This window comes from Ralstonia sp. GX3-BWBA, assembly GCF_003290055.1.
GTDB classification, from domain to species: domain Bacteria; phylum Pseudomonadota; class Gammaproteobacteria; order Burkholderiales; family Burkholderiaceae; genus Ralstonia; species Ralstonia holmesii.
Map to the genome: position 1 here is coordinate 106119 of NZ_QMKS01000009.1, position 22954 is coordinate 129072.

General features: G+C 63.9%; 24 protein-coding genes. 5 read left to right on the forward strand and 19 right to left on the reverse strand.

Features of this window, described 5'->3' with window-relative positions; all coding sequences use genetic code 11:
* Positions 1–224: 224 nt before the first annotated feature.
* Positions 225–1805, reverse strand: coding sequence for a malate synthase A (gene aceB, locus DOD19_RS07980; RefSeq protein WP_045204146.1), 1581 nt, complete (start codon positions 1803–1805; stop codon positions 225–227).
* Positions 1806–1890: 85 nt separating this feature from the next.
* Positions 1891–2589, reverse strand: a complete 699-nt coding sequence (locus DOD19_RS07985) for a haloacid dehalogenase type II (protein ID WP_012761859.1) — start codon at positions 2587–2589, stop codon at positions 1891–1893.
* A 218-nt stretch (positions 2590–2807) separates the two neighbouring features.
* Between DOD19_RS07985 and DOD19_RS07990 the strand changes: the two genes are divergently transcribed.
* The 5 genes from DOD19_RS07990 to DOD19_RS08010 all read left to right on the forward strand — a co-directional run bounded on the left by DOD19_RS07990 (position 2808) and on the right by DOD19_RS08010 (position 7452).
* Complete coding sequence (locus DOD19_RS07990; RefSeq protein WP_112185027.1) at positions 2808–3737, forward strand: LysR family transcriptional regulator; 930 nt, start codon at positions 2808–2810, stop codon at positions 3735–3737.
* 83 nt (positions 3738–3820) lie between these two features.
* Entirely contained in the window at positions 3821–4255 is a 435-nt protein-coding gene (locus tag DOD19_RS07995; protein WP_024975839.1) for a universal stress protein, read from the forward strand.
* 174 nt (positions 4256–4429) lie between these two features.
* Entirely contained in the window at positions 4430–5920 is a 1491-nt protein-coding gene (locus DOD19_RS08000) for an NCS1 family nucleobase:cation symporter-1 (RefSeq protein WP_112185029.1), read from the forward strand.
* Between the two features lie 25 nt (positions 5921–5945).
* On the forward strand, positions 5946–6680 hold the full coding sequence (locus DOD19_RS08005) for an aspartate/glutamate racemase family protein (protein ID WP_112185031.1): 735 nt from the start codon (positions 5946–5948) through the stop codon (positions 6678–6680).
* A gap of 28 nt (positions 6681–6708) precedes the next feature.
* Complete coding sequence (locus DOD19_RS08010) at positions 6709–7452, forward strand: GntR family transcriptional regulator (protein ID WP_239497979.1); 744 nt, start codon at positions 6709–6711, stop codon at positions 7450–7452.
* Positions 7453–7595: 143 nt separating this feature from the next.
* Here DOD19_RS08010 and aceA read toward each other — a convergent pair whose 3' ends face one another.
* From aceA to ssuC, 17 genes are all read right to left on the reverse strand, one after another.
* A complete protein-coding gene (aceA, locus tag DOD19_RS08015; protein ID WP_112185977.1) occupies positions 7596–8900 on the reverse strand; it encodes an isocitrate lyase in 1305 nt (434 codons plus the stop codon).
* Positions 8901–9293: 393 nt separating this feature from the next.
* The gene (locus DOD19_RS08020) at positions 9294–9557 is read right to left on the reverse strand and encodes a hypothetical protein (protein WP_112185035.1); all 264 of its coding nucleotides are present in this window, start codon (positions 9555–9557) and stop codon (positions 9294–9296) included.
* Positions 9558–9937: 380 nt separating this feature from the next.
* A complete protein-coding gene (locus DOD19_RS08025) occupies positions 9938–10357 on the reverse strand; it encodes a gamma-glutamylcyclotransferase (protein WP_112185037.1) in 420 nt (139 codons plus the stop codon).
* Positions 10354–10851 carry a ribonuclease E activity regulator RraA gene (gene rraA, locus DOD19_RS08030; RefSeq protein ID WP_024975846.1) on the reverse strand — a complete coding sequence of 166 codons (498 nt, stop codon included), beginning with the start codon at positions 10849–10851 and terminating at the stop codon, positions 10354–10356. The genes DOD19_RS08025 and rraA overlap by 4 nt, the downstream gene beginning before the upstream one ends.
* A gap of 54 nt (positions 10852–10905) precedes the next feature.
* Positions 10906–12642 carry a thiamine pyrophosphate-binding protein gene (locus tag DOD19_RS08035; protein WP_112185039.1) on the reverse strand — a complete coding sequence of 579 codons (1737 nt, stop codon included), beginning with the start codon at positions 12640–12642 and terminating at the stop codon, positions 10906–10908.
* A gap of 68 nt (positions 12643–12710) precedes the next feature.
* On the reverse strand, positions 12711–13547 hold the full coding sequence (locus DOD19_RS08040) for a LytTR family DNA-binding domain-containing protein (RefSeq protein WP_112185041.1): 837 nt from the start codon (positions 13545–13547) through the stop codon (positions 12711–12713).
* A 3-nt stretch (positions 13548–13550) separates the two neighbouring features.
* Positions 13551–14825, reverse strand: a complete 1275-nt coding sequence (locus DOD19_RS08045; protein ID WP_112185043.1) for a sensor histidine kinase — start codon at positions 14823–14825, stop codon at positions 13551–13553.
* On the reverse strand, positions 14825–15136 hold the full coding sequence (locus tag DOD19_RS08050) for a 2TM domain-containing protein (RefSeq protein WP_112185044.1): 312 nt from the start codon (positions 15134–15136) through the stop codon (positions 14825–14827). Before DOD19_RS08050 ends, DOD19_RS08045 begins: the two co-directional genes overlap by 1 nt.
* Before the next feature lie 128 nt (positions 15137–15264).
* Positions 15265–16224 (reverse strand): CysB family HTH-type transcriptional regulator, encoded by a 960-nt coding sequence (locus DOD19_RS08055; RefSeq protein WP_024975850.1) that lies wholly within the window; start codon positions 16222–16224, stop codon positions 15265–15267.
* Between the two features lie 41 nt (positions 16225–16265).
* Positions 16266–17375, reverse strand: coding sequence for a sulfate ABC transporter ATP-binding protein (locus DOD19_RS08060; protein WP_024975851.1), 1110 nt, complete (start codon positions 17373–17375; stop codon positions 16266–16268).
* A complete protein-coding gene (gene cysW, locus DOD19_RS08065) occupies positions 17372–18352 on the reverse strand; it encodes a sulfate ABC transporter permease subunit CysW (RefSeq protein ID WP_112185046.1) in 981 nt (326 codons plus the stop codon). Before cysW ends, DOD19_RS08060 begins: the two co-directional genes overlap by 4 nt.
* A 1-nt stretch (position 18353) precedes the next feature.
* Positions 18354–19268 carry a sulfate ABC transporter permease subunit CysT gene (gene cysT, locus DOD19_RS08070; protein WP_112185048.1) on the reverse strand — a complete coding sequence of 305 codons (915 nt, stop codon included), beginning with the start codon at positions 19266–19268 and terminating at the stop codon, positions 18354–18356.
* Positions 19269–19386: 118 nt separating this feature from the next.
* A complete protein-coding gene (locus tag DOD19_RS08075) occupies positions 19387–20061 on the reverse strand; it encodes an alpha/beta fold hydrolase (RefSeq protein WP_024975854.1) in 675 nt (224 codons plus the stop codon).
* A 10-nt stretch (positions 20062–20071) separates the two neighbouring features.
* Entirely contained in the window at positions 20072–20950 is an 879-nt protein-coding gene (locus DOD19_RS08080; protein WP_112185050.1) for an EAL domain-containing protein, read from the reverse strand.
* Positions 20951–20991: 41 nt separating this feature from the next.
* Positions 20992–21207: a molybdopterin-binding protein gene (locus DOD19_RS08085; protein WP_024975856.1), complete on the reverse strand. Its 216-nt coding sequence runs from the start codon at positions 21205–21207 to the stop codon at positions 20992–20994.
* Positions 21208–21277: 70 nt separating this feature from the next.
* On the reverse strand, positions 21278–22117 hold the full coding sequence (locus DOD19_RS08090; protein WP_112185052.1) for an ATP-binding cassette domain-containing protein: 840 nt from the start codon (positions 22115–22117) through the stop codon (positions 21278–21280).
* A 19-nt stretch (positions 22118–22136) separates the two neighbouring features.
* Positions 22137–22943 (reverse strand): aliphatic sulfonate ABC transporter permease SsuC, encoded by an 807-nt coding sequence (ssuC, locus tag DOD19_RS08095; protein ID WP_024975858.1) that lies wholly within the window; start codon positions 22941–22943, stop codon positions 22137–22139.
* Positions 22944–22954 lie beyond the last annotated feature (11 nt).

Consider the following 22954-nt stretch of genomic DNA (forward strand, 5'->3'; position numbering starts at 1 on the left):
TTTCGTGACATTATCGCGCGGCTTCGCCAGCCTTGCGCCAAATGAAAAAACGCCGGCGGGTTGCCCCAGCCGGCGTTTTCCTCTGCGCGCCTTCAGCGTCGCTTAAACCTGTTCACGATCCGTAGCGAGCGGTCCGAGGTTGGCTCGAGAAGCGCAGCCGTACACGGGTACGGCGAGCATCACAGGGCCAAGATCGGGGCGCGCAGTAGGATCGTGGGCAGGTTTTAGATTTCTTCGTACAGCGGCAGCGTCAGGAATTCCGCAAAGTCTTCCGACGTCGACATCTGTTCGAAGATTTCTGCAGCACGGTCAAAGTGGCCCACCGCGCCCGTCTCCTTCACCTTGGCCAATTCTTCCGGGATCAGCTTGCGCACCAGCTCAGCCGTGACCTTGGTGCCGTCTTCCAGCTTGCCCTTGGGCGAGCGGATCCACTGCCACACCTGCGAGCGCGAGATCTCGGCCGTGGCGGCATCTTCCATCAGGTTGTGGATCGGCACGCAACCGTTGCCGGCCAGCCACGCACCCAGGTAGTGGATGCCAACGTTGATGTTCATGCGCAGGCCGGCTTCGGTGATCGGCGTTTCCGGCTGGAAGTCCAGCAGGTCAGCCGCCTTCACTTCCACGTCCGGGCGTTGCTTCTCGAACTGGTTGAGCTTGTCGCCCAGCACTGCCACGAATTCCTTCATGGCCGGCTCGACCAGGCCCGGGTGAGCCACCCAGCCGCCGTCGTAGCCGTCGGTCGCGTCGCGCTTCTTGTCGCCGATGATGCCAGCCATGGCGATGGCGTTCTTCTCCGGATCGTTCTTGATCGGGATCAGCGCGCTCATGCCACCGATGGCGGGCGCACCACGCTTGTGGCAGGTCTTGAGCAGCAGCAGCGCGTAGGCGCGCATGAACGGCGAGGTCATCGTCACCTTGGCGCGGTCAGCCAGGCAGAAGTTCTTGTCGACCTTGAACTTCTTGATGCACGAGAAGATGTAGTCCCAGCGGCCGGCGTTCAGGCCTGCGCTGTGCTCACGCAGTTCGTACAGGATTTCTTCCATCTCGAATGCAGCGAGGATGGTTTCGATCAGCACGGTGGCCTTGATCGTGCCTTGCGGCAGGCCGATCTCGTTCTGCGCCATCACGAAGATGTCGTTCCACAGGCGCGCTTCCAGGTGGCTTTCCATCTTCGGCAGGTAGAAGAACGGGCCGGCGCCACGAGCGATTTGCTCCTTGGCGTTATGGAACAGGAATAGCGCAAAGTCGAAGATGCCGCCGGAAACGCGTTCACCGTCGATCAGCACGTGCTTCTCGTCCAGGTGCCAGCCGCGCGGGCGCACTTGCAGCGTGGCGATCTTGTCGTTGAGCTTGTAGGTTTTGCCGTTCTGCTCCAGCGTGAGCGTGCGGCGAATGGCGGCCTTCAGGTTGACCTGGCCCTGGATCTGGTTGTGCCAGCTCGGCGAGTTCGAATCTTCGAAGTCGGTCATGTAGCTGTCCGCGCCCGAGTTGAACGCGTTGATGACCATCTTGGCATCGACGGGGCCGGTGATTTCCACACGGCGGCAGTGCAGTGCCGGCGGAATCGGAGCAACCTTCCAGTCGCCTTCACGCACAGCCTTCGTTTCAGCCAGGAAATCCGGGCGCTCGCCAGCGTCAAGGCGCTTGGCGCGCTCAACACGGGCCGCCAGCAGCTCTTTGCGACGCGGCTGGAAGGCACGGTGCAGCTTGGCAACCAGCGCCAGTGCTTCGGGGGTCAGAATGTCTTCGTAGGCCGGCAGAATCTCAGCCTTGATCTCCATGCCTTGGGGCAGCGTGAGCGCCATGGTGTTCTCCAGAGAATTGATGTGAGGGTTGAACGCGTTTTGGTCTGACTTTGGCCCTATGGCTGGGCCGATTGAATGCAATGCCTTATGTCGCTTGTGTTGCTTGCACGAACTGCAGCAGATCGCGCATGTCGTGGCCGGCCGCGGTGGGCGCCACGTCGAGTGCCTCGGGCGGATGCCCCAGGCGGTTGATCCAGAACGTTGTGAAGCCGTACCAGGTCGCGCCGCAGGCATCCCAGCCATTGGACGACACAAACAGAATCTGTTCCGCAGGCACACCAAACGCTTGTGGTGCCAGCGCATAGGCTTGGGGTGCGGTCTTGTAGAGCTTGACCGCATCGACCGACAGCACGTGATCGAACAGCCCGGACATCCCGGCACTCTTCACGGCAATGTCGAGCATCTGCGGGTTGCCGTTGGAGAGGATGCCGAGCGGGAGCCCCATCTCGCGCAGGCGGCGCAGCGCGGGCACGTTCTCCGGAAACGCCGACAGGCACGCATATTCGCGCATCAGCGTGGCTTCGTCGTGGGCGGAAAGCTCTACGCCCAGGCGCGCCGCCGCATAGCGCAGCGCATCGACGGTGATATCCCAGAACGGCTTGTAGTGCTCGCCCGAGGGGCCGGCCAGCGAGCGGATGCGCGTGTAATCGATCTGCTTGTCGCGCCAGAGCACCGAGAGCGCTTCGCCCTTGCCGGCAAACAGTTGCTCGGCGCGCGCGGCCACGGAATACACGTCGAACAACGTGCCATAGGCATCGAAAACCACCGCGCGAATCGAACTCATCAGAAGCTCCACGGACCCGAAGGTCTCGCACTTGCGCGTTCCATTACGCAGAACGCCTTGCCGACCTTCGCAACGAGGGCCATTGTAGAAAAGCTGACGCACCGCACAAAGACGGCAATGGTCACTTGATCTTTGACTTTTACTGATGGAATGACGAGTGATAACCTTTATATTCGTCACAATCCCGCAGACCCCGGTTGCCACGGTATATATCAGGCATGGATCATTTCAAGCAGCTCGAAACCTTTGTCGCCGTCGCAACACGCGGCAGCCTATCCGCCGCCGCCGCCGCTGAGGGCGTGGCGCCTGCCATCATCGGGCGCCGCATCGACGCGCTGGAAGAACGCTTGGGCGTCAAGCTCCTGGTGCGCACCACGCGGCGCATCACCCTCACGTTCGAGGGTTCGGCGTTCCTGGAGGATTGCCAGCGCGTTCTCAATGATCTGCACAACGCAGAGGCCAGCGTTTCGGCCGGTGGCGTGAAGGCCAGCGGGCACCTGCGCGTGACCGCCCCCGCCGGTTTTGGCCGCCGCCACGTCGCGCCGATGGTGCCGGACTTTATCGAAACGCACCCGGATGTCTCGATGACGCTGGACCTGGGCGACCGGGTTGTCGACCTCGTCAACGAAGGCTTCGATTGCGCGATCCGCCTGGGCGACCTGCCCGATTCGAGCCTCGTGTCGATCCGCCTGTGGGAAAACCGCCGCGTGGTGGTGGCTGCGCCGTCGTACCTGGAGCGCCGGGGCGTTCCAACCCAGGTGGAGCAGCTTTCGACGCACAACTGCCTGGCCTTCGGCGCCAGCGCCAACGTGCAGCGCGGCTGGGTCTTCCAGCAAGGCGGCAAGGCCGTCACCGTGAAGGTGTCCGGCACGATGGAATGCACCGATGGCGCCGTGCTGCGCGAGTGGTGCTTGCAAGGCTATGGCCTGGCGTGGCGCTCGTGGTGGGAGGTCGGACATGACATTGCCACGGGCAAGCTGGTGACAGTGCTCGATGCCTTCGAAGCACCACCGATCGGCATCCACGCGGTGTTTCCGCAGCGCAAGCACCTGCCGCTGCGGGTGCGTCTGTTTATCGATTTCCTCAAGAACACGTATGGCAACCCGGCCTACTGGCGCCGGGCGGACGCCGTTATCGGGATCGATTAGCAATCACCCCGAGTGGGTGAAACACCGCGCGCGGCCTACAATCAAGACAAGAACGTCTTCCGCATCCCGCCTCAGGAGGCCGCATGTTCAAGCACATCCTCATCCCGACCGATGGTTCCGAGCTATCGCGCAAGGCGGTGGCAGGGGCGCTCGACTTTGCCAAGACGCTGGGCGCGCGCCTGACGGCCTACACCTGCCTTGAGGAATACCCCTACACGCCGTTCTCCGAGATCGTCGTCGAGACCCCGCAGGCGTTCAAGGAGCGCGTCGAAGCGCAGGCCCGCGTGGTGCTCAAGGACGTGGAAGACGCCGCCGTCAGCGCCGGCATCAGCTGTGACACCGACATGAGCTGCTTTGCCGTGCCCTACATGGGCATCATCGACGCGGCCGAACGCCATGGCTGCGACGTCATCTTCATGGCATCCCACGGCCGGCGCGGGTTGGCCGGGCTGCTGCTCGGCAGCGAAACGCAGAAGGTGCTCACGCATACGGAGATTCCGGTGATCGTCTATCGCTGAAATCCCCTTCTGCCCGCACGATATCCAGCCGCCTTTTCAGGCGGCTTTTTTTCTCCTTGACTCTTGTCTTGCTGGCGCATACAACTTTGTACACAAAACAAAAACATCTTGTGTACATTTTTGCGCACAAAGACTGCACGGTCTTGAAACCGGCAAAAAATCAAAGGAGACAGCATGACCAGCACTACCGCTTCGGCGGCGCAGGCGGTTGATTCGCCACACGCGCATCCCAACGTCGTCCTCAAGCCGCACTACGACCCGCGGCTTACCAACGAAGATCTCGCCCCGTTGCGCAAGCAGACCTGGGGAACGTACAACATCTTCGCGTTCTGGATGTCCGACGTGCATAGCGTGGGCGGATACCTGACGGCAGCGAGCCTGTTCTCGCTGGGCCTGTCGAGCCTGCAGGTGCTGTTTGCGCTGCTGGTGGGCATCGTGATCGTGCAGGTGTTCTGCAACCTCGTCGCCAAACCCAGCCAGGCGACCGGCACGCCGTATCCGGTGATCTGCCGCGCGTCGTTCGGGGTGCTGGGCGCGAATATTCCAGCCATCATCCGCGGATTGATTGCGGTGGCGTGGTACGGCATCCAGACCTATCTGGCATCCAGCGCGTTCCTCGTGCTGGCATTGAAGTTCATGCCGCAACTCGCGCCGTATGCAGACGCCACGCAGCACGGCTTTGTCGGCCTGTCGACGCTCGGTTGGTCGGCCTTCATGCTGCTGTGGGTGCTGCAAGCGTTCGTGTTCTGGCACGGCATGGAATCGATCCGCAAGTTCATCGACTGGGCGGGCCCGGCGGTGTACGTGGTGATGATTGCGCTGGCCGCATGGCTCGTGCACAAGGCGGGCTGGAACAACATCAACCTGACGCTTTCCTTCCTCAAGTACGAAGGCTGGGATGCCGTGCCGGTGGTGCTGGGCGGGATCGCGCTGGTGGTCTCGTACTTCTCGGGCCCGATGCTGAACTTCGGTGACTTCTCCCGCTACGGCAAGGATTTCACCTCGGTCAAACGTGGCAACTTCTGGGGGCTGCCGGTCAACTTCCTCGGCTTCGCGCTGCTGACTGTCATCACCACGTCGGCCACGCTGCCGGTGTTTGGCGAGATGATTTCCGACCCGGTCGCCGTCGTTGCGCGCATCGACAACATCACAGCCGTCGTGCTGGGCGCGCTCACGTTCATGATCGCGACCATTGGCATCAACATCGTGGCCAACTTCGTGTCACCGGCATTCGACTTTTCCAACGTGGCGCCGCAGCACATCAGCTGGCGCACGGGCGGCATGATTGCGGCGGTGGCGTCGATCTTCATCACGCCCTGGAACCTCTACAACAACCCCGAGGTGATTCACTACACGATCGACGTGCTGGGCGCGTTCATCGGTCCGCTGTTCGGCATCCTGATCGCCGATTACTACTTCGTGCACCGCCAGCAGGTGCATGTGGACGATCTCTACACGCTGCGCCCCACGGGCCGCTACTGGTATCGCAACGGCTACAACCCGGCTGCCGTCTGGACGCTGATCCCGTCCGCGCTGATCCCGATGGCATGCGTTGTCTTCGAACGGCTACACGCACTGGCCAACTACAGCTGGTTCATCGGCGTGGGCATCGCGCTGGCGCTCTACACCGCGCTCAGCCGCAAGCAAGGCACCCTCACCCGCTAATCCGCGTCATCCACGCATCAGGAATATGGACATCCGCATCATCAATCCCAACACCACGGCGAGCATGACCGCGCTCATTGGCCGCTGCGCACAAGCGGCGGCCGCGTCGGGCACGCGCATCACGGCAGTGAGCCCGAAGATGGGCCCGGCTTCCATCGAGAGCCACTACGACGAGGCCCTCTCGGTGCCCGGCATCCTGGAGGAAATCCGCCACGGCGAATGCGATGGCGCCGACGCTTACGTCATCGCCTGCTTTGGCGACCCGGGGCTCTACGCTGCACGCGAGCTGGCGCACGGCCCCGTGATCGGCATCGCTGAAGCCGCCATGCACATGGCGAGCCTGATCGGCAACAGCTTCAGCGTGGTGACGACGCTGGAACGCACCGTCGGCATGGCTTGGCACCTGGCCGAGCGCTACGGCATGCGGCATGCGTGCCGCAACGTCCACGCAAGCGACCTGCCCGTGCTTGACCTGGAGAAACCCGGCTCCAACGCCCGCCAAATCATCCTGGAAGCGTGCCGCAGCGCGCTCGCACAAGACCGCAGCGACTGCGTCGTGCTCGGGTGTGCCGGTATGGCAGACCTGTGCGAAGACCTGAGCACCGAGCTGCGCGTGCCTGTCATCGACGGCGTGGTTGCGGCGGTGAAACTGGTCGAGGCGCTGGTCGGCATGCGGCTTTCCACCAGCAAGCGCGGCGATTGGGCCCGGCCGCTTCCGAAGCCCTATACCGGAATGCTTGCTCCGTTTGCACTGGCGTAGTGCAAAGCGGAGTGGCGCATTTGCTACCATGCACCACTCCGCTTCTTCTTCTTCTGCACTGCCACCTGCCATGCCCGCACCCGCACGGGAACCTGCCGACGGCCAACCGGCCGCCGAACCGATCTACCAGGGCCTGCTGACGGCCATCATGGAGCACCGACTGCCGGCCGGCACCAAGCTGGTCGAAGAGCGGCTGTGTGAAGCCACCGGCGCGGGCCGGCCGCGCATCCGCCAGGTGCTGGCTCGGTTGGCGCATGAGCATCTGGTGACCCTCGTGCCCAACAAGGGCGCTTTCGTCGCGCAGCCTTCCGTGAAAGAGGCGCGCGACGTTTTCCAGACCCGCCGCATCATCGAACCCGAGTTGGCCGGCATGCTGGCAAGTGCATGCACGCCTGCCAAGGCCAAACGCCTGCGCGAACACATCGCAGCAGAACACGCGGCACGCGAACGCGGCGACCGAGCGGCCACCATCCGTCTGTCGGGCGAATATCACGTCCTGATTGCCGAGATGGCCGGCAACCACGTGCTGGAACGGCTCACGCGCGAAGCCGTCTCGCGCACGTGCCTGATCATCACGCTCTATGACCGCCCGGGCCTGCCCGCCTGCCCCGAGCACGAGCACGACACCCTGACCGAAGCGATTGCCACTGGCGATGCCGCGCGTGCGCACGACCTGATGCGCGAGCATCTGGAGCACATCGAGCACTCGCTCGACCTGCACGCGACGCCCACATCGGCGCTGGATCTCGAATCGATCTTCAAGCGCGCCTGATCAGCCACCCCGCAACACGCCGCGCCAAGCCGCAATCGCCCAGACGAAAAAAAACCGCGCCGTTGCAGAGGCGCGGTTCGAGAGGCCGGCGTGTGGTCAGCACGGCCGGCGCAGGTACCTGGATGCCGGATGCGTCGGCAACCTCAGGCAACCTTCTTGGCTTGCGCCGTTTCTTCGAAGAATTGTTCGTCTTCCGTCGAGCCCTTCAGCGCCGTGGTCGATGCCTCGCGTTCGATGGTCTGCGTCACGGCATCGAAGTAACCCGTGCCGACTTCGCGCTGGTGCTTCACAGCGGTGAACCCCTTTTCCGCTGCTTTGAACTCGGCTTCCTGCAGCTCGACGAATGCGCTCATCTGGTTGCGGGCATAGCCGTAGGCCAGGTTGAACATCGAGTAGTTCAGGGCATGGAAGCCGGCCAGCGTGATGAACTGGAACTTGTAGCCCATGGCGCCGAGTTCCTTCTGGAAGCGGGCGATGGTGACGTCGTCCAGGTTCTTCTTCCAGTTGAACGACGGCGAGCAGTTGTAGGCCAGCATCTTGCCCGGGAACTTGGCGTGGATGGCTTCGGCAAACTTCTTGGCGTATTCCAGATCCGGCTTGCCGGTTTCGCACCACACGAGGTCGGCCACCTCTGCGTAGGCCAGGCCGCGCGAGATGGCCTGCTGCAGACCCGGCTTGGTGCGGTAAAAGCCTTCGACGGTGCGCTCGCCGGTGCAGAAAGGCTTGTCGTTCTCGTCGACATCGGTGGTCAGCAGGTCGGCGGCTTCTGCGTCGGTGCGGGCGATCAGCACGGTCGGCACGCCCATCACGTCGGCGGCCAGACGCGCGGCCACGAGCTTGCTCACGGCTTCACGGGTCGGCACCAGAACCTTGCCGCCCATGTGGCCGCACTTCTTCACGGCAGCCAGCTGGTCTTCAAAGTGCACGCCTGCGGCACCGGCCTCGATCATGGCCTTCATCAGTTCGAATGCGTTCAGCACGCCGCCAAAACCGGCTTCAGCATCTGCCACGATGGGGGCGAAGAAGTCGATGTCGTCCTTGCCTTCGGACCATTGAATCTGGTCAGCGCGCTGGAACGTGTTGTTGATCTTCTTCACCACCTTGGGCACCGAATCCACCGAGTACAGCGATTGGTCCGGATACATCTCGCCGTTGCTGTTGGCATCGCCCGCGACCTGCCAGCCCGACAGATAGATCGCCTTCAGGCCGGCCTTGACCTGTTGCATGGCCTGGTTGCCCGTCAGTGCGCCGAGCGCGTTGACGAAGGGCTCGTTATTGATCAAGTCCCACAGCTTTTCGGCACCACGCTTGGCCAGCGTGTGTTCGATCTGCAGCGAACCGCGCAGGCGCACGACGTCTTCAGCGGCGTAACCACGCTTGATGCCCTTCCAACGCGGGTTGGTATCCCATTCCTTCTGCAACTTTTGCACTTCGAGTTCGCGTGACATCGCACTCTCCTGTTTGATCGCATCCATCAAATAAAAACCGGGTAACTCACTCTGCACCTTGAGCCGCTGGCACCTTCTTGGGGCGCTGCTGGGTGGCTCATGTCATATGTCTTATATAAGAGTGTAGAAATGGCCGGTGCAGCGCAACAAGGAGAACATGCGCAGGAATTGAAGTTTTTACATCATATTTTTCAAAGACTTAGCGCCTCCGTTTCATGATGCGGAAAGATTTTTTCTATCATGAAAGAAGGTGATGGTGCTGTGCGATGCAGAATTTTTGCGGACCAAAACCCCTTTCCGCATTGTGAAAAATCGTGGGCATCTGTCCGTCACATCGCAGGGCCACAAAAAACGCCGCAAATGCGGCGTTCAGGATGGTGATGGGGTGGAAACTCAAGACGTGCGTTCTACTTCCGCCAAGACATCCCACTGCAGGAGATCCGGGGCCTTGCCCTGGAGGGCTGCGGCTACGAACAGATAGATCGCATCGATGAAACCGGCTCGAAACTCGCGCGGCAGCGCGTGCGTGATGCCGTCGATCTTCGAGCGCAGCCGCATGGCGACAAACGGCCGGCCGGCACGTGCGTCGATGTGCGTACGGCAGAGAAAATCCTTGGCTGCGAGAGCGCCCGATTGGTAGTGGCGTAGCGCGCTCAACGTGCACCTCCGTAAGACGGATGCCAGGAGATGCAGGACGGTGGCGAAGGGTAAGACGCGGGGCGATGCCCGCTTGAGACCATCAACATGGAGCCTCCGTGGGATCAAAAGGAGGCCCAACCAATTCGCTGCTACGCGAGGGGTGGCGGGCCCGACAGTAGGGGTAGCAGACCGACTCCCACGGGGCCGGCAGACCTTGCGGTCTCCCTACCCGGCCCGCCATAAAAACAATAGGCGTGCGCAGGCTCCAGACGAAAAAATGCCGCGCTGAGGCGGCCGTCCGGGCCGTGGGAAAAAAGCTTGTGGCGGGCTGCTACACCCGGCTGTTCAGAGAACAGCGCGCGAATTATATCGTGCGCCCCTCCCCCTCCAAATCGGAATCAGCCTCGAGACAAGCGATGCGCCACCCAATCTCCACCTGTGATGACGGGCCGCCCGGCAATGTGCTGCGGGCTGACCGGATAGACAATGCAGTCGACCGGTTCGCTGCCCAGCATGACGGCGTGGCTCTCGCGCAGGAACAGCGCATCGCCGCCGGGGTAGACCTCTTCGATCTCGTCCAGCACGGGAACAAGCGCCGCGTCGATGCGGTACACATCGCCACGCACGGCGGTGCCGGTCGGGTCCTGCACGAGGCCGGGGTACGCACCAAAGTCGTATAGGCGGCCGTGCAACGTGGCGGTACCGAGCAACTCCGGTTCGGGAATGCCGCGTTTGGCTGCGGCAACCCGCAAATCATTCGCCTCACCGGCGCGCAGCGTGCCGTAGACGAACACATGGATGGCATTGGCGCGGGTCATTCGAGCATGTCCAGCGAAACCAGCACACCGTCTTCATCGGCATAGATCCATTCGCCGGACTGGATGTAAGCACCCGGCATCTGCACACCCACTTCGCGCTGCCCGGCGTTCTTCTTGATGCTCTTGCGCGGATGCACCGCCAATGCGTGGATGCCGACGTTGCATTCGGCCAGCTCGCGTGTATCCCGCACGCAGCCGTTGAGCAAAATCCCTTCCCAACCGTTCTCTTCCGCCAGCTTGCCTAGGTTGCCGCCCACCAGCGCGCAGCGCAGCGAGCCGCCGCCGTCGATCACCAGCACGCGGCCTGCCCCCTGCTCTTCCAGCGCGGCGCGTACCAGGCCGTTGTCTTCAAAGACCTTGAGCGTGGAAGCCGGGCCGGCAAACGCAGCGCGCTTGCCAAAGCTGCGAAATACCGGCGTGAGCACACGCAGGCTGCCGTACACCAGCTTGTCTTCGTGCATGTCGCACAAATCAGTCACGGGAATCATCGTCATGGCAATGGATGGTTTGGCGTTAGCAAAAACAAAAAACGAAAAGCGAAAGCGGATTCAACTGCGCGACTGTGCACGCAACGAATCGATCGTCGCGCGTGGGCTGATGATGTTCGGATCGGTCTGCACCTCGATGACGGAGGCAACGCTTGCAACAAGCGCCGACTCCACAGCCGACTGGAAGCCTTCGAGCGAGCGCACCGTGTGCCCTTCGGCGCCGTAGGCTCTGGCCAATGCGGCGAAGTCGGGGTTGCGCAGCTCCGTGCCGCTCACGTGCTCGGGGTATTCGCGTTCCTGGTGCATGCGGATGGTGCCGTACATGCCGTTGTTGATCACGATAAAGATGACCGGCGCGTTGTACTGCATGGCGGTCGCCAGCTCCTGGCCGTTCATCAGGAAGCAACCGTCGCCGGCCATGCAGATGACGGGCGTGTCGGGGCAGACGATTTTGGCCGCCACCGCGGCGGGCGCGCCATAGCCCATCGCCCCGCTGGTCGGCGCCAATTGCGTGCGCGAGCCTGCCGCCAGCGCGCCGTATTGATAGAACCGATGCAGCCACGTGGCGTAGTTGCCCGCGCCGTTGGTCAGGATGCTGTTTTGCGGCAGACGCTCGCGCAGCCATCGCATCGCGCGGGCCATGTCGATGCCCTTGCCTCCAAACGGCTGCGGCACGATGTTGGCGAGGTAATCGGCGTTGGCCGCTTCTGTCCAGGCAGACCAACGCGGCGGGGTGTCGGGCGAGTCGGGCGTTACACCATCCAGCGCTTCGGCAATCGCGGGCATCGACGCGTGAATCATCAGATCCGCCTGGTAGACGCGTCCCAACTCTTCCGCTCCGGCATGCACGTGGACGAGCGTCTGCTTTGGGCGGGGCACATCGAAGAGCGTGTAGCCCGAGGTCGTCATCTCGCCCAGCCGTGTGCCGATGGCGAGCACCAAGTCGGCATCTTTGACGCGCGCGGCAAGCTTCGGGTTGATGGCGATGCCGACATCGCCGGCGTAATTCGGGTGGCGGTTGTCGAACAGGTCTTGCCGGCGGAACACGCAGCCTGCGGGCAGATTCCACCGCTCGGCAAAGGCCTGCATGCGGGCGGCGGCTTGCGGCGTCCAGCCGGAACCGCCCAGCAGCAGCATCGGGCGCTCGGCGTTCTGCAACAGCGTCTTCAGGCGGGCCAGGTCGTGCGGGCTGGGCCACGCCATCGCGCGCGCTTTCGTTGCCACCTCGGGCGGCACATCGGCCACGGCGGCAACCTCGGTCAGCATGTCTTCCGGCAGCGCCAGCACCACCGGGCCGGGGCGGCCTGCGGTGGCGGTCTGGAACGCGCGTGCGATGTATTCGGGGATGCGCTCGACGCTATCGATCTGCGCGACCCACTTGGCCATCTGGCCGAACATGCGGCGGTAGTCGATTTCCTGAAACGCTTCGCGGTCGGCGAAGTCACGGCCGACCTGCCCGATGAACAGGATCAGCGGCGTGGAGTCCTGAAACGCGGTGTGTACGCCAATGCTGGCGTTGGTGGCGCCCGGCCCGCGTGTGCAGAAGACGATGCCAGGCCGCCCAGTGAGCTTGCCGTAGGCATCCGCCATGTTGGCGGCGCCGCCCTCTTGCCGGCAAACGATGAAGCGCGCGCGGTCGCGGCGCTGGTAGAAGCCTTCGAGCACCGAGAGATAGCTCTCGCCGGGCACGCCAAAGGCCATGTCGACGCCATGGGCCAGCAGTGCATCAACAAGAATCTGGCCGCCGTGGCGTGGCTCGGCAACGTTGCTGGCGTGGCGTGCGACTGGTGTCTCCATGGCGGGTAGTCTCGCTCTCGATCCGTTGACGACACAAGGGATCATAGCGGAACACGCCGCTGCGGCGGCTACATCTGCCGGAACAAATGCGCGTATTGCCGCGCAACCGGCAGCGTCTCGGTGCGCCCGCGTATCTTCAGCCCCAGGCGGCCCAGCGACAGATGCACGGCGCTCGATACATGCGCCACGTTGACCACCGTACCGCGGTGCACCTGCCAGAAGTGCTCCGGGTCGAGCTGGGTCAGCAAGTCACGCAGGCTGGTGCGAATGAGCGATTCGCCGCTGCCTGCCACCACGTTGACGTATTTGTCGGTCGCTTCCAGATAGATCACGTCATCCACGGGGATGAAGCGCACTTCCTGCCCGACCAGCGCCTTGATGAAGCGCAGATAGCCGCCCTGCGGCGTGGCACGCGTTTGCGCGGCGCCCTGCAGGCCGGCAAGGCGCTCGACAAGTTCCGCCAGCGTCTGCGCGGGATCGGTCACGGCAGGCGCGTTGGCGTTGGCGCTCAGGCGCGTGCCGAGGCGGTCCTTCAGCCGCTTGACGGTCTCGGCCAAGCGCTCGGTCTGCACGGGCTTGAGCACATAGTCGACCGCGGCTTGCTCGAAGGCGTCGAGCGCGAACTGGTCATATGCGGTAACGAACGCCACCAGCGGACGAACTTCCCGCTGCGATAGCTCGCGCGCCACATCAATGCCCGACAAACCCGGCATGCGGATATCGAGAAAGACCACATCGGGGTCCTGCCCGTCAGCCGCATCGTCAATCACGTCGAGCACGGATTGGCCGTCGTGCACGGCCGGCAGCAACGCGGCCTCGGGCCATAGCGCCGCCAGTTCGGCGACGAGGTTTTCAGCCAGTGCCGGTTCGTCGTCGGCAATGAGCACGCGTGGGGAAGCAGGCATCGATCAGGTTCCGGCGGATGCGCGCGATGAGAGCGCGCCGGTGGCGTTGGCGGTTGAGCGGGAGGTTGAGCGAGAAAAGCGGCAGCGCCATTCCGGCGCGTCGGCTTGAGACGGTGCAGGCGCCGCTTCGTGCGCCAGCGGCAATTCGACGATGATCGTCACGCCGTGCGGCACGGTCTCCGTAATTGTCAGGCGTGCGTCGCCATCAAACAGACGCGACAAGCGTTCACGCACGTGCGTGAGCCCCAGCCCGGAGCCCGTGGCGCCGTCGTTGCCGAAACCGACACCCGTGTCGCGCACTTCCAGCACGAGCCGCTCGCCCTCGCTGCCGGCAGCCAGGCGAGCAGACAGGGCGATCTCCCCGCCCTCGCGCGCGGGCTCGATGCCGTGCACCACGGCGTTTTCCACCAGCGGCTGAATCAGCATCGGCGGGATGACGATGTTGGCGATGGCATCGTCCAGCGCCAAGGAGAAACGCAGGCGATTGCCAAAGCGCAACGCCTGGATGTCGAGATACGCGCGCAGCAGCGCAAACTCTTGCGCCAGCGTGCACTGCTCGGCGCGTGCGTGCGAGAGCGAGCTGCGCAAAAAGCCGATCAAATGCTGCAGCAAACGCCGCGCGGCGGCTGGGTCCCGTGCGATCAGCACATCCACGTGGGCGAGTGAGTTGAACAGGAAGTGCGGCTCGATCTGCGCCTGCAGCGCCATCAGTTGCGCGCGCACGACCTGCTTCTCGGCTTCTTCCCGCTCCAGCGCATCGAGCGCAGCCTGGCGCTGCAATGCGGCCAGCTTGCCGCGCGACCAGTAGTAATACGTTGCGCCAAGCGCAGCCAGCATGGCGATGATGAAACTCATGCGCAGGCTGTCGGCGCGCCAGGGTTCCGGGTGCGGATTGTTCAGACAGAGGATCGTCCGCGCGATCCACTGGCCGAACGGCACACCGATCAGCACCGCGCCCACGATGACCCACGGAAACACCTTCTTGTTGGGCGGGCCGTCGCCCCAGAGCACATGGCGCGGTATGCCGATCAGCGAGAACATCGACAACCCGATCGCCTGGCTGAAAACGAAGTCTTTCCAGAAGGTCTCTTCTGGCCGGATGCCGAACGCAAGCACGGCCGCGATCAGCGTATTGATGACGATGATGACGGCGTAGCGGATCACCCAGCGCCGGGCAAGGTGAACGCAATCGGCAAGCGAAGGGAAGGACACATTGGCAAACATGCGGGCGATCTTACCGGACGGCTCCCCGGCGTTGAAGCGTGGGGTTTCCCGCATCACCGGCGGCCGGCCTGCTCGCGCAAACGGGCGAGTTCCTGATCGACCATGCGCTGGTAGCCGTGGCCCTGGCTCCAGGCCAGGCTCAGCCCGTGCGCAGCCAGGCCAAACCCCCAGCCCAGCAGCGGCCACACAAACCAGAACTGCCCACGCGACAACGCAATCGCCGCCAACCCGACGTTCACGGCCAGGAACGACAGTAGGTGAATGCGGAACCCCAGGCGCGCGCCGGCGCGGCGTCGAGCGCGGCGCAGCAGAGCGCCGTCGGATTCAACGGATGGGGAAGTTGGGGTGTAAGGCACGGCGGACATGGCGGTCTCTGGTGGAACCGAGGATGTCCGCAGTATAGGAACGACGCCCGGGCGGGCGCCACAGGCATGCGACGAATGGCGGCATTGAGCGGATGAATGGCGCGCCACCGGCGCCGCCCACGCAACCGTTAAGCCGCCAGCGCCTCCCGTGCGGACTGCGACAACACCGTGGACGCCACGGCCTCCGCCACCGTGTCACGGGAGAGGTGCGGCGCAAACATCCCGATGAAGTCATGCGCATAGCCACGCAGATATGCGCCACGGCGCACCGCCACGCGCGTGGTATTCGGCTCGAACAGGTGATCTGCGCCAATGCAGACGAGGTTGTCGTCCTTGCGTCCGTCGTAGGCCATCGAGGCGATGATGCCCACGCCCACGTCCAGCGCCACATAGGTCTTGATCACGTCCGCGTCCATGGCGGTCAGCACAATCTCCGGGTGCAGTCCGGCGCCTGCAAATGCAGCGTCGATGTTGCGGCGGCCCGTAAAACCCGCGTCGTAAGTGATGAGCGGGTATTGCGCCACGTCTTCGAGCGTAGGGAGCGGGTTCTTCGTCAGCGGATGGTCGGGGCTGACCACCAGCACGTGACGCCAGCGGTACGCCTCGAACGACGTCAGCCCCGGCTCGTTGGCCACCGCCTCGGTAGCGATGCCGATATCGGCCTGGCCCGTCAGCAGCAGTTCGACGATGTGCGAGGGCGATGCCTCCTGCAGCGCCAGCGTGACGTGCGGATATTCCTTGCGGAACGACTGCACCACCTTCGGCAGCGCATAGCGGGCCTGCGTATGCGTGGTCGCCACGGTCAGGCGGCCGGATTGTCGGCCGGAGAATTCCTCGCCGGCTTGGCGCAGGTTTTCGGCTTCGAGCAGCAGGCGTTCGACAATGCGCACGATCTCGCGGCCCGGCTCGGTCAAGCCCGTCAGCCGCTTGCCGTAGCGCTCGAAAATCTCCACGCCCAGCTCATCCTCCAGCTCGCGGATCTGCCGCGACACGCCGGGCTGCGACGTGTACAGCGCGTTGGCAACTTCGGTCAGGTTGAACTGGCGGCGCACCGCCTCGCGGATGGAACGCAGTTGCTGGAAGTTCATGGCTCGTGTCCTCTCGTATTGGTTGTCGTCGGAGCGGCGCGTTATGCGGTCGGCTGCGCGGCGGCCGGCCGTGCACCTTGCGCGAACACGCGAATGGCGCGCGGGCGCACCACCAGTGTTTCGCCTTCACGGAAGCCCTCGGCGCGGAAGCGCTCGATGGGCAGGGAGACTTCGATGATGTCGTCGGTGTCTTCGCGCTCCAGCTCAAGCTGGGCAATGGCGCCAAGCGTGAGCGCCCGGCGCAGCATGACGGGAATGCCCTCGGCTCCTGGCGCGTAGCGCTCCAAGTCGATTTCGTGCGGGCGCACGAAGGCCACCGCCTGATCGGCACGCGAAGAATCGACACCACCCGACGGCACGGCAATGGCTGAATCACCCACGTGCAGCACGCTTCCGCCCTCGCCTTCTTCCAGGCGACCATGGAAGAGATTGACGTTGCCGAGGAACCCGTAGACGAACGGCGTGGCCGGCGTGTTGTAGACCGCATCGGGGCTGCCGACCTGCTCTACCTCGCCGCGGTTCATCAGCACCACGTTGTCGGCCACTTCCAGCGCTTCTTCCTGATCGTGCGTCACGAACAGGCTGGTGACGTGCAGATCGTCGTGCAGGCGGCGCAGCCACCGGCGCAACTCCTTGCGCACCTTGGCATCGAGCGCGCCGAACGGCTCGTCGAGCAGCAATACGCGCGGCTCCACCGCCAACGCGCGCGCCAGGGCAATGCGCTGGCGCTGCCCGCCCGACAGTTGCGGCGGGTAGCGATCAGCCAGCCAGTCAAGCTGCACAAGCTCCAGCAGCTCTTTCACCTTCGCGCGGATCTGTGCTTCGCTTGGCCGCTGCGCACGCGGTTTCACGCGCAAGCCGAACGCCACGTTTTCGAACACCGTCATGTGCTTGAACAGCGCGTAGTGCTGAAACACGAAGCCCACCTGGCGCTCGCGCACATGCTGGTCCGATGCGTCTTCACCATTCAGATGGATGCTGCCCGAATCCGCATGCTCCAGCCCCGCGATGATGCGCAGCAGCGTGGTCTTGCCGCAGCCCGAGGGGCCCAGCAGCGCGGTCAGTTCGCCCTGCTTGAAATCGAGCGAGACATCGTTGAGGGCAACAAAATTGCCGAAGCGCTTGGTGATGTGTTGAACCTGGATGCTCATGCTGCGTTCACCTCCAGCGGAGATTGCACGGAGACGTGCGAATTCGAAATCGATGAGGACGGTGCAACGCGTGCGCCCGGGCCTTCACCCACGCCGGCATCTGCATCGGCCAGCTCGCGGCGGCTGCGCCATTCGACCAGCGTCTTCAGTGCCAGCGTTACAAGCGCGAGCAATGTCAGCAGCGAAGCCACGGCAAACGCGGCCGCAAAGTTGTATTCGTTGTACAGAATCTCCACATGCAGCGGCATCGTGTTGGTCAGCCCGCGAATGTGGCCCGACACCACCGACACCGCGCCGAACTCGCCCATCGCCCGCGCGTTGCACAAGATCACACCGTACAGCAGGCCCCACTTGATGTTCGGCAGCGTCACGCGCCAGAACGTCTGCCAGCCCGAAGCGCCAAGCACGATGGCGGCCTCTTCCTCTTCGCTGCCCTGCGCCTGCATGAGCGGAATCAGCTCGCGCGCCACAAACGGGAACGTGACAAACACGGTGGCCAGCACAATGCCCGGCACAGCAAAGATGACCTTGAAGTCGTGGTCGGACAGGTAAGGCCCGAACCAGCCCTGCGCGCCAAACAGCAGCACGTAGATCAGCCCGGCAATGACGGGCGACACCGAGAACGGCAAGTCGATCAGCGTCAGCAGCAGGTTCTTGCCGCGAAACTCGAACTTGGCAATCGCCCACGCCGCCGCCACGCCAAACACCACGTTCAGCGGCACGGCAATCGCCGCAATCGTGAGCGTGAGCACGATGGCCGAGAGCGCATCCGGCTCGACCAGCGCTTCGAGATACACGACGATGCCCTTCTTGAACGCTTCGACAAACACGCTCGCCAGCGGCACGAACAGGAACAGCGCCAGGAACACGAACGATACGAGGATCAGCGTGGTCCGCACCCAGGCCGATTCTGCGGTGGCGCCACGGCGGCCAACAGCCTGCGCGTGACCAAGATGACGGGAAACAGTACCGGCCATGTCAGGCTCCTGCTGCCGCATTGGCGGTCAAGGGTTCGGGTGCGCGCTCGATGGCGTCGTTGCGATTGCCGCGTCGGCGCGTCCAGGCCTGCAGCAGGTTGATCACCAGCAGCAGCGTGAACGAGAGACCGAGCATGACGACGGCAATGGCCGTGGCGCCCGCGTAATCGAACTGCTCCAGCTTGGAATAGATCATCAGCGGCGTGATCTCGGAGACCATTGGCATGTTGCCGGCGATGAAGATGACCGAGCCGTACTCGCCTGTGGCACGCGCAAAGGCCAGCGCAAAACCCGTCAGCAAAGCAGGCAGCAAGGTCGGCAGGACGACGCGAATGAAGGTCTGCCAGCGCGTGGCGCCAAGGCTGGCAGCCGCCTCTTCCAACTCGGCCTCCAGATCTTCGAGCACCGGCTGTACCGTGCGCACGACAAACGGCAGCCCAATGAACGTGAGCGCCACCACGATGCCCAGCGGCGTAAACGCGACCTTCAGGCCCAGCGGCTCCAGTCGCGAGCCGATCCAGCCGTTCGGCGCGTACAACGCGGTGAGCGCGATGCCGGCCACCGCAGTCGGCAGCGCAAACGGCAGATCGACCAGCGCATCGATCAGCCGCTTGCCCGGAAAGCGATAGCGCACCAGTACCCATGCCACGATCAGCCCGAACACGAGGTTGATCACTGCCGCGATCAGCGATGCGCCAAAGGTCAGCTTGTACGACGCCACCACGCGCGGCGCGGTGACGGTGGTCCAGAATGCATCCCACGTCATGGTGAACGTCTTGAGGACGGTCGCCGACAGCGGAATCAGGACGATCAGCGCGAGGTACAGCAGCGAAAAGCCCAGTGCCAGCCCGAAACCGGGCAGCACATTGGCAGGCTTACGCCGCTTGGCGGAAGAAAACGCAGAAGACAGGCTCATCAGCGCACCGATAAAAATGGCCGCAGGGAAAAAACACTGCGGCCGATATGCAGATGAACCGATTGTGGCGAACTGTTCTTATGACGAAAACGAATATTTGCGCATGTGCATCATCGTTTTAGATATAAGGAGTGCTCGGTAAGACATCCCACTGGGCTTGCCAGTCGGCGCCGTCGCGGGTGGTGTCTTGTGCACTTGCACGGCCGATCAGGCGATCGAGCACCGTCAAGCCAGCGTCCCAGTCGCCGAGGTTGGAGTCAGCGTTGATATGGCCGGCCTCGCCAGCGTCAATGAACTCGGCGCCCCAGCGCGCGCCCCAGTCGATGGCGCTGCCTTGCGGCATCCACGGGTCGTTGCGGCTGGCAATGAGCGTGACAGGAAACGGCAAAGCGTGGTCCGGAAGCAGATCGCGCACACCGAATTTATCGGGATCAGCCGGCGCGACCAGCAGCACCGCAGCCACCGCTTCCTTTGTCTGAACCGTCCAGTGCAGCGCCGCCAGGCAGCCGAAGCTATGCGCCACCAAGATCACGGGGCGCCGCGTGCGCGTTGGCGGGCGCTCGGCCAGCGCCGCGTGCACTGCTTCGCCCACCTGGGCAGACCAGCGCGGCAGGTCGGGCGTTGACCAGTCGGCCTGCTCCACGCGGCGCCAGTTTGGAAACCGATGCTCCCAACGCGTCTGCCAGTGGCCGGGGCCGCTGCCATGCAAACCAGGAACGGTCAGGATGACGGCGTCTGCCGGCCACTGCCAGGCTGGTGCGTCCGATGCGATTACGGGTGCGCTGCGTGCCATGGGGTCGTGCTCATTGCGTGAGAGAAATGCCGGCGCACTGCTGCTGCACCAGCGGCGCCTGCGCCATCGGTATCACCAGTGGCGCGGGTACAGCGTCCGGCTCGGGCTCGGCTGCGGGCAGGATGCTGCCCTGCACATAGGCGATACCGGCGGCCCGTGCCAGTTCCAGATCGCTCGGGCGTTCGCAACGGCGCAATGCCAGCGTCACGCCCAGCTCACGTGCGGAATCGGCCAGCGACACCACGTGCCGCGTGCGCCATTCACGCCGGGCATCGAGCTTCAGATAGGCGGGCTTGGCATGCACGAGCAGCGCGCCCGCTTCTGCCGGGTCCGATGCCTGCACCGCCACAGCAAAGCCGTTGCGCCGGTAGTTGTCCACCACGAACAGCAGCAGTCCCAGATCGTCATTGGCCGTGGACGGCACCTGGATGACGAACTGATCGGGATGCAGCCCGAGCGCCGTCACCGCGCGATGGAACGCCTTGCCGTGGTCCGCAGCCACCGCCGCGAGCAACCGGCCGTGCACGTTCACAACAAGCCGCTGCGCGTCGGTGCGGGAGAAGTAGTTGAGCGTATGCACGAGCCGGCACAGGCGATCCAGTTCGACCAGCGTGCCGTCGTCCGACGCCAGCGAAAACACCTTCCACGGGTTCAGGCCGAGATCGCCGTCGCGTGTCCAGGTGCGCATCAGCGCTTCGTGGCCGGCGGGTGCGAGCGCGCCATCGGCGGCAAGCTGCCAGACCGGTTCAAACAGGCTGGTGAGCGCGCAATGGAAGAACTGGCCCTGCACCCGGCCGGCGGCGTCGCGCCACAACTGGCGGTCCGGCGTCGGGGCGCTCGGCAGCGTGCCGAGAAATTGTGCGACTGCGGTGGTGTGCATCAGACTCATCGGGATGGGCTCCTGAAAAAAAGTCGCCTCCTCCTCCCCCGTCACAACTTGGCGATCGACACTTCAGTCGCCTTCACCAGCGCAACCACTTCGCTACCGATCTTGAGGCCGAGGTTGTCGACCGAGCGCGTGGTGATGACCGAGGTGACGATGCCGGCCGGGGTCTCCACGTCGATCTCCGAGAGCACGTCGCCCCGGATGATCTCTTTGATCTGCCCGCGAAACTGGTTGCGTACGTTAATCGCTTGGATGCTCATGATGTTCCTTCTTAGATGACAACGGCACTACGTGCCAATGAATGTTTTCAGGAGAACGGGTTTCGCCGGCTCACACGGCCCAGCGCACGGCAGTGGCGGACACGTCAAAGGGTGATGCCCACGCCGTGTGCGAACGCACATCGGTCACTTCACTCGGATCGATCTTGCGCTGCATCACGCGGTTCAGGATGGCTTCTTCCAGCCGCGCAAACGCGGGCGAACCACGATGGCGCGGACGCGGCAGATCAATGCGTTCATCCAGCGCAATGCGGCCGTCTTCGATCAGCACCACGCGGTCGGCCAGCGCTACCGCTTCGGCCACATCGTGCGTGACGAGCACGGCGGTAAAGCCAAGGCGTTGCCACAGGCCTTCGATGAGGTTCTGCATGTCGATGCGGGTGAGCGCGTCCAGCGCACCCAGCGGTTCGTCCAGCAGCAGCAGGCGCGGTCGATGCACGAGCGCGCGCGCCAACGCCACACGCTGGCGCTGCCCGCCCGACAGGCGTGCCGGCCATTCCCCTGCCCGCTCGGCCAGCCCCACTTGTGCGAGCACTTCAGCGGCTTGAGCGCGCTGCGCTTTCGGCAGCCCGAGTGCAACGTTGTCGAGCACCTTCTTCCAGGGCAGCAGGCGTGCGTCCTGGAACATCACACGGGCATCGTCGTGCAGGCCGTCTTCGGCTGCGCCGTCGCGGCGCAGATGGCCATCGTCAATGCCTTCCAGCCCGGCAATCAGCCGCAGCAGCGTGCTCTTGCCGCAGCCGCTGCGCCCGACGATAACGACAAACTCGCCCGGCGTGATGTCCAGATCGATGCCGTGCAGCACTTCACGATCGCCGTAACGCTTGACGACGTGTTCGATGTGCAAGGCGGTGCCGGCCAGCGCGGCATGTTCAGTGGCGTTGCTTTGCATGCGTCTCTCCAATTCAGCCTCAGGCCGCTGCTTGATAACCGGGGTGCCAGCGCAGCCAGTAACGTTCCAGCCCGCGCGACAACCAATCCGCCAGCTTGCCAAGCAACGCATACAGCAGGATGCCGAGCAACACGACGTCGGTCTGCAGGAACTCGCGCGCATTCATCGTCATGTAGCCGATGCCCGCCTGCGCAGAAACCGTCTCCGCCACGATCAGCGTCACCCACATCAGGCCGAGCGAGAAACGCACGCCCACCAGGATCTGCGGCAACGCTCCGGGCAGGATCACCTCGCGATACAACTGCGCACGCGACAGGCCATAACTGCGTGCCATTTCCACCAGGGCCGGATCGACCGAGCGAATGCCGTGATACGTGTTCAGGTAGATCGGGAAGAACACGCCCAGCGACACGAGGAACAATTTGGCCGACTCATCGATGCCGAACCACAGGATCACGAGCGGAATCAGCGCCAGCACGGGGATGTTGCGCACCATCTGCAGCGTGGTGTCGAGCAGCGTCTCGGCCGTGCGGAAGGTGCCGGTCAGCAGCCCCAGCGCCAGCCCCAACGAACCGCCGATGGCAAAACCCAACAGCGCGCGCCATGTGCTGACCGCCACGTGCGTCCACAGCTCGCCTGAACGCGCCAACGCAACAGCGGATTTCGCCACGTCCAGCGGCGCCGGCAGGATGCGGTTCGACAGCCAGCCCCACTGCGCAGAGGCCTGCCACAGCACCAACAGCACAAGCGGCACGATCCACGGCGCCAGTCGTTGCCGGGCGGTACGCAGGAAGGTGTTTGCCTTCGATTTCGATGCGGATGCCATTACCCTGCCTC

Coding starts and splice junctions, on each gene's coding strand:
- DOD19_RS08050 (WP_112185044.1), bottom strand. CDS start 15,136: ATGTCCGCCGTGCCTTACACCCCAACTTCCCCATCCGTTGAATCCGAC.
- DOD19_RS07985 (WP_012761859.1), bottom strand. CDS start 2,589: ATGAGTTCGATTCGCGCGGTGGTTTTCGATGCCTATGGCACGTTGTTC.
- DOD19_RS08035 (WP_112185039.1), bottom strand. CDS start 12,642: ATGGAGACACCAGTCGCACGCCACGCCAGCAACGTTGCCGAGCCACGC.
- DOD19_RS08075 (WP_024975854.1), bottom strand. CDS start 20,061: ATGGCACGCAGCGCACCCGTAATCGCATCGGACGCACCAGCCTGGCAG.
- DOD19_RS08000 (WP_112185029.1), top strand. CDS start 4,430: ATGACCAGCACTACCGCTTCGGCGGCGCAGGCGGTTGATTCGCCACAC.
- DOD19_RS08010 (WP_239497979.1), top strand. CDS start 6,709: ATGCACCACTCCGCTTCTTCTTCTTCTGCACTGCCACCTGCCATGCCC.
- DOD19_RS08040 (WP_112185041.1), bottom strand. CDS start 13,547: ATGCCTGCTTCCCCACGCGTGCTCATTGCCGACGACGAACCGGCACTG.
- ssuC (WP_024975858.1), bottom strand. CDS start 22,943: ATGGCATCCGCATCGAAATCGAAGGCAAACACCTTCCTGCGTACCGCC.
- cysT (WP_112185048.1), bottom strand. CDS start 19,268: ATGAGCCTGTCTTCTGCGTTTTCTTCCGCCAAGCGGCGTAAGCCTGCC.
- rraA (WP_024975846.1), bottom strand. CDS start 10,851: ATGACGATGATTCCCGTGACTGATTTGTGCGACATGCACGAAGACAAG.
- DOD19_RS08025 (WP_112185037.1), bottom strand. CDS start 10,357: ATGACCCGCGCCAATGCCATCCATGTGTTCGTCTACGGCACGCTGCGC.
- DOD19_RS08090 (WP_112185052.1), bottom strand. CDS start 22,117: ATGCAAAGCAACGCCACTGAACATGCCGCGCTGGCCGGCACCGCCTTG.
- DOD19_RS07995 (WP_024975839.1), top strand. CDS start 3,821: ATGTTCAAGCACATCCTCATCCCGACCGATGGTTCCGAGCTATCGCGC.
- DOD19_RS08085 (WP_024975856.1), bottom strand. CDS start 21,207: ATGAGCATCCAAGCGATTAACGTACGCAACCAGTTTCGCGGGCAGATC.
- aceA (WP_112185977.1), bottom strand. CDS start 8,900: ATGTCACGCGAACTCGAAGTGCAAAAGTTGCAGAAGGAATGGGATACC.
- DOD19_RS08080 (WP_112185050.1), bottom strand. CDS start 20,950: ATGAGTCTGATGCACACCACCGCAGTCGCACAATTTCTCGGCACGCTG.
- DOD19_RS08060 (WP_024975851.1), bottom strand. CDS start 17,375: ATGAGCATCCAGGTTCAACACATCACCAAGCGCTTCGGCAATTTTGTT.
- DOD19_RS08005 (WP_112185031.1), top strand. CDS start 5,946: ATGGACATCCGCATCATCAATCCCAACACCACGGCGAGCATGACCGCG.
- cysW (WP_112185046.1), bottom strand. CDS start 18,352: ATGGCCGGTACTGTTTCCCGTCATCTTGGTCACGCGCAGGCTGTTGGC.
- DOD19_RS08055 (WP_024975850.1), bottom strand. CDS start 16,224: ATGAACTTCCAGCAACTGCGTTCCATCCGCGAGGCGGTGCGCCGCCAG.
- DOD19_RS08045 (WP_112185043.1), bottom strand. CDS start 14,825: ATGCGGGAAACCCCACGCTTCAACGCCGGGGAGCCGTCCGGTAAGATC.
- DOD19_RS07990 (WP_112185027.1), top strand. CDS start 2,808: ATGGATCATTTCAAGCAGCTCGAAACCTTTGTCGCCGTCGCAACACGC.
- aceB (WP_045204146.1), bottom strand. CDS start 1,805: ATGGCGCTCACGCTGCCCCAAGGCATGGAGATCAAGGCTGAGATTCTG.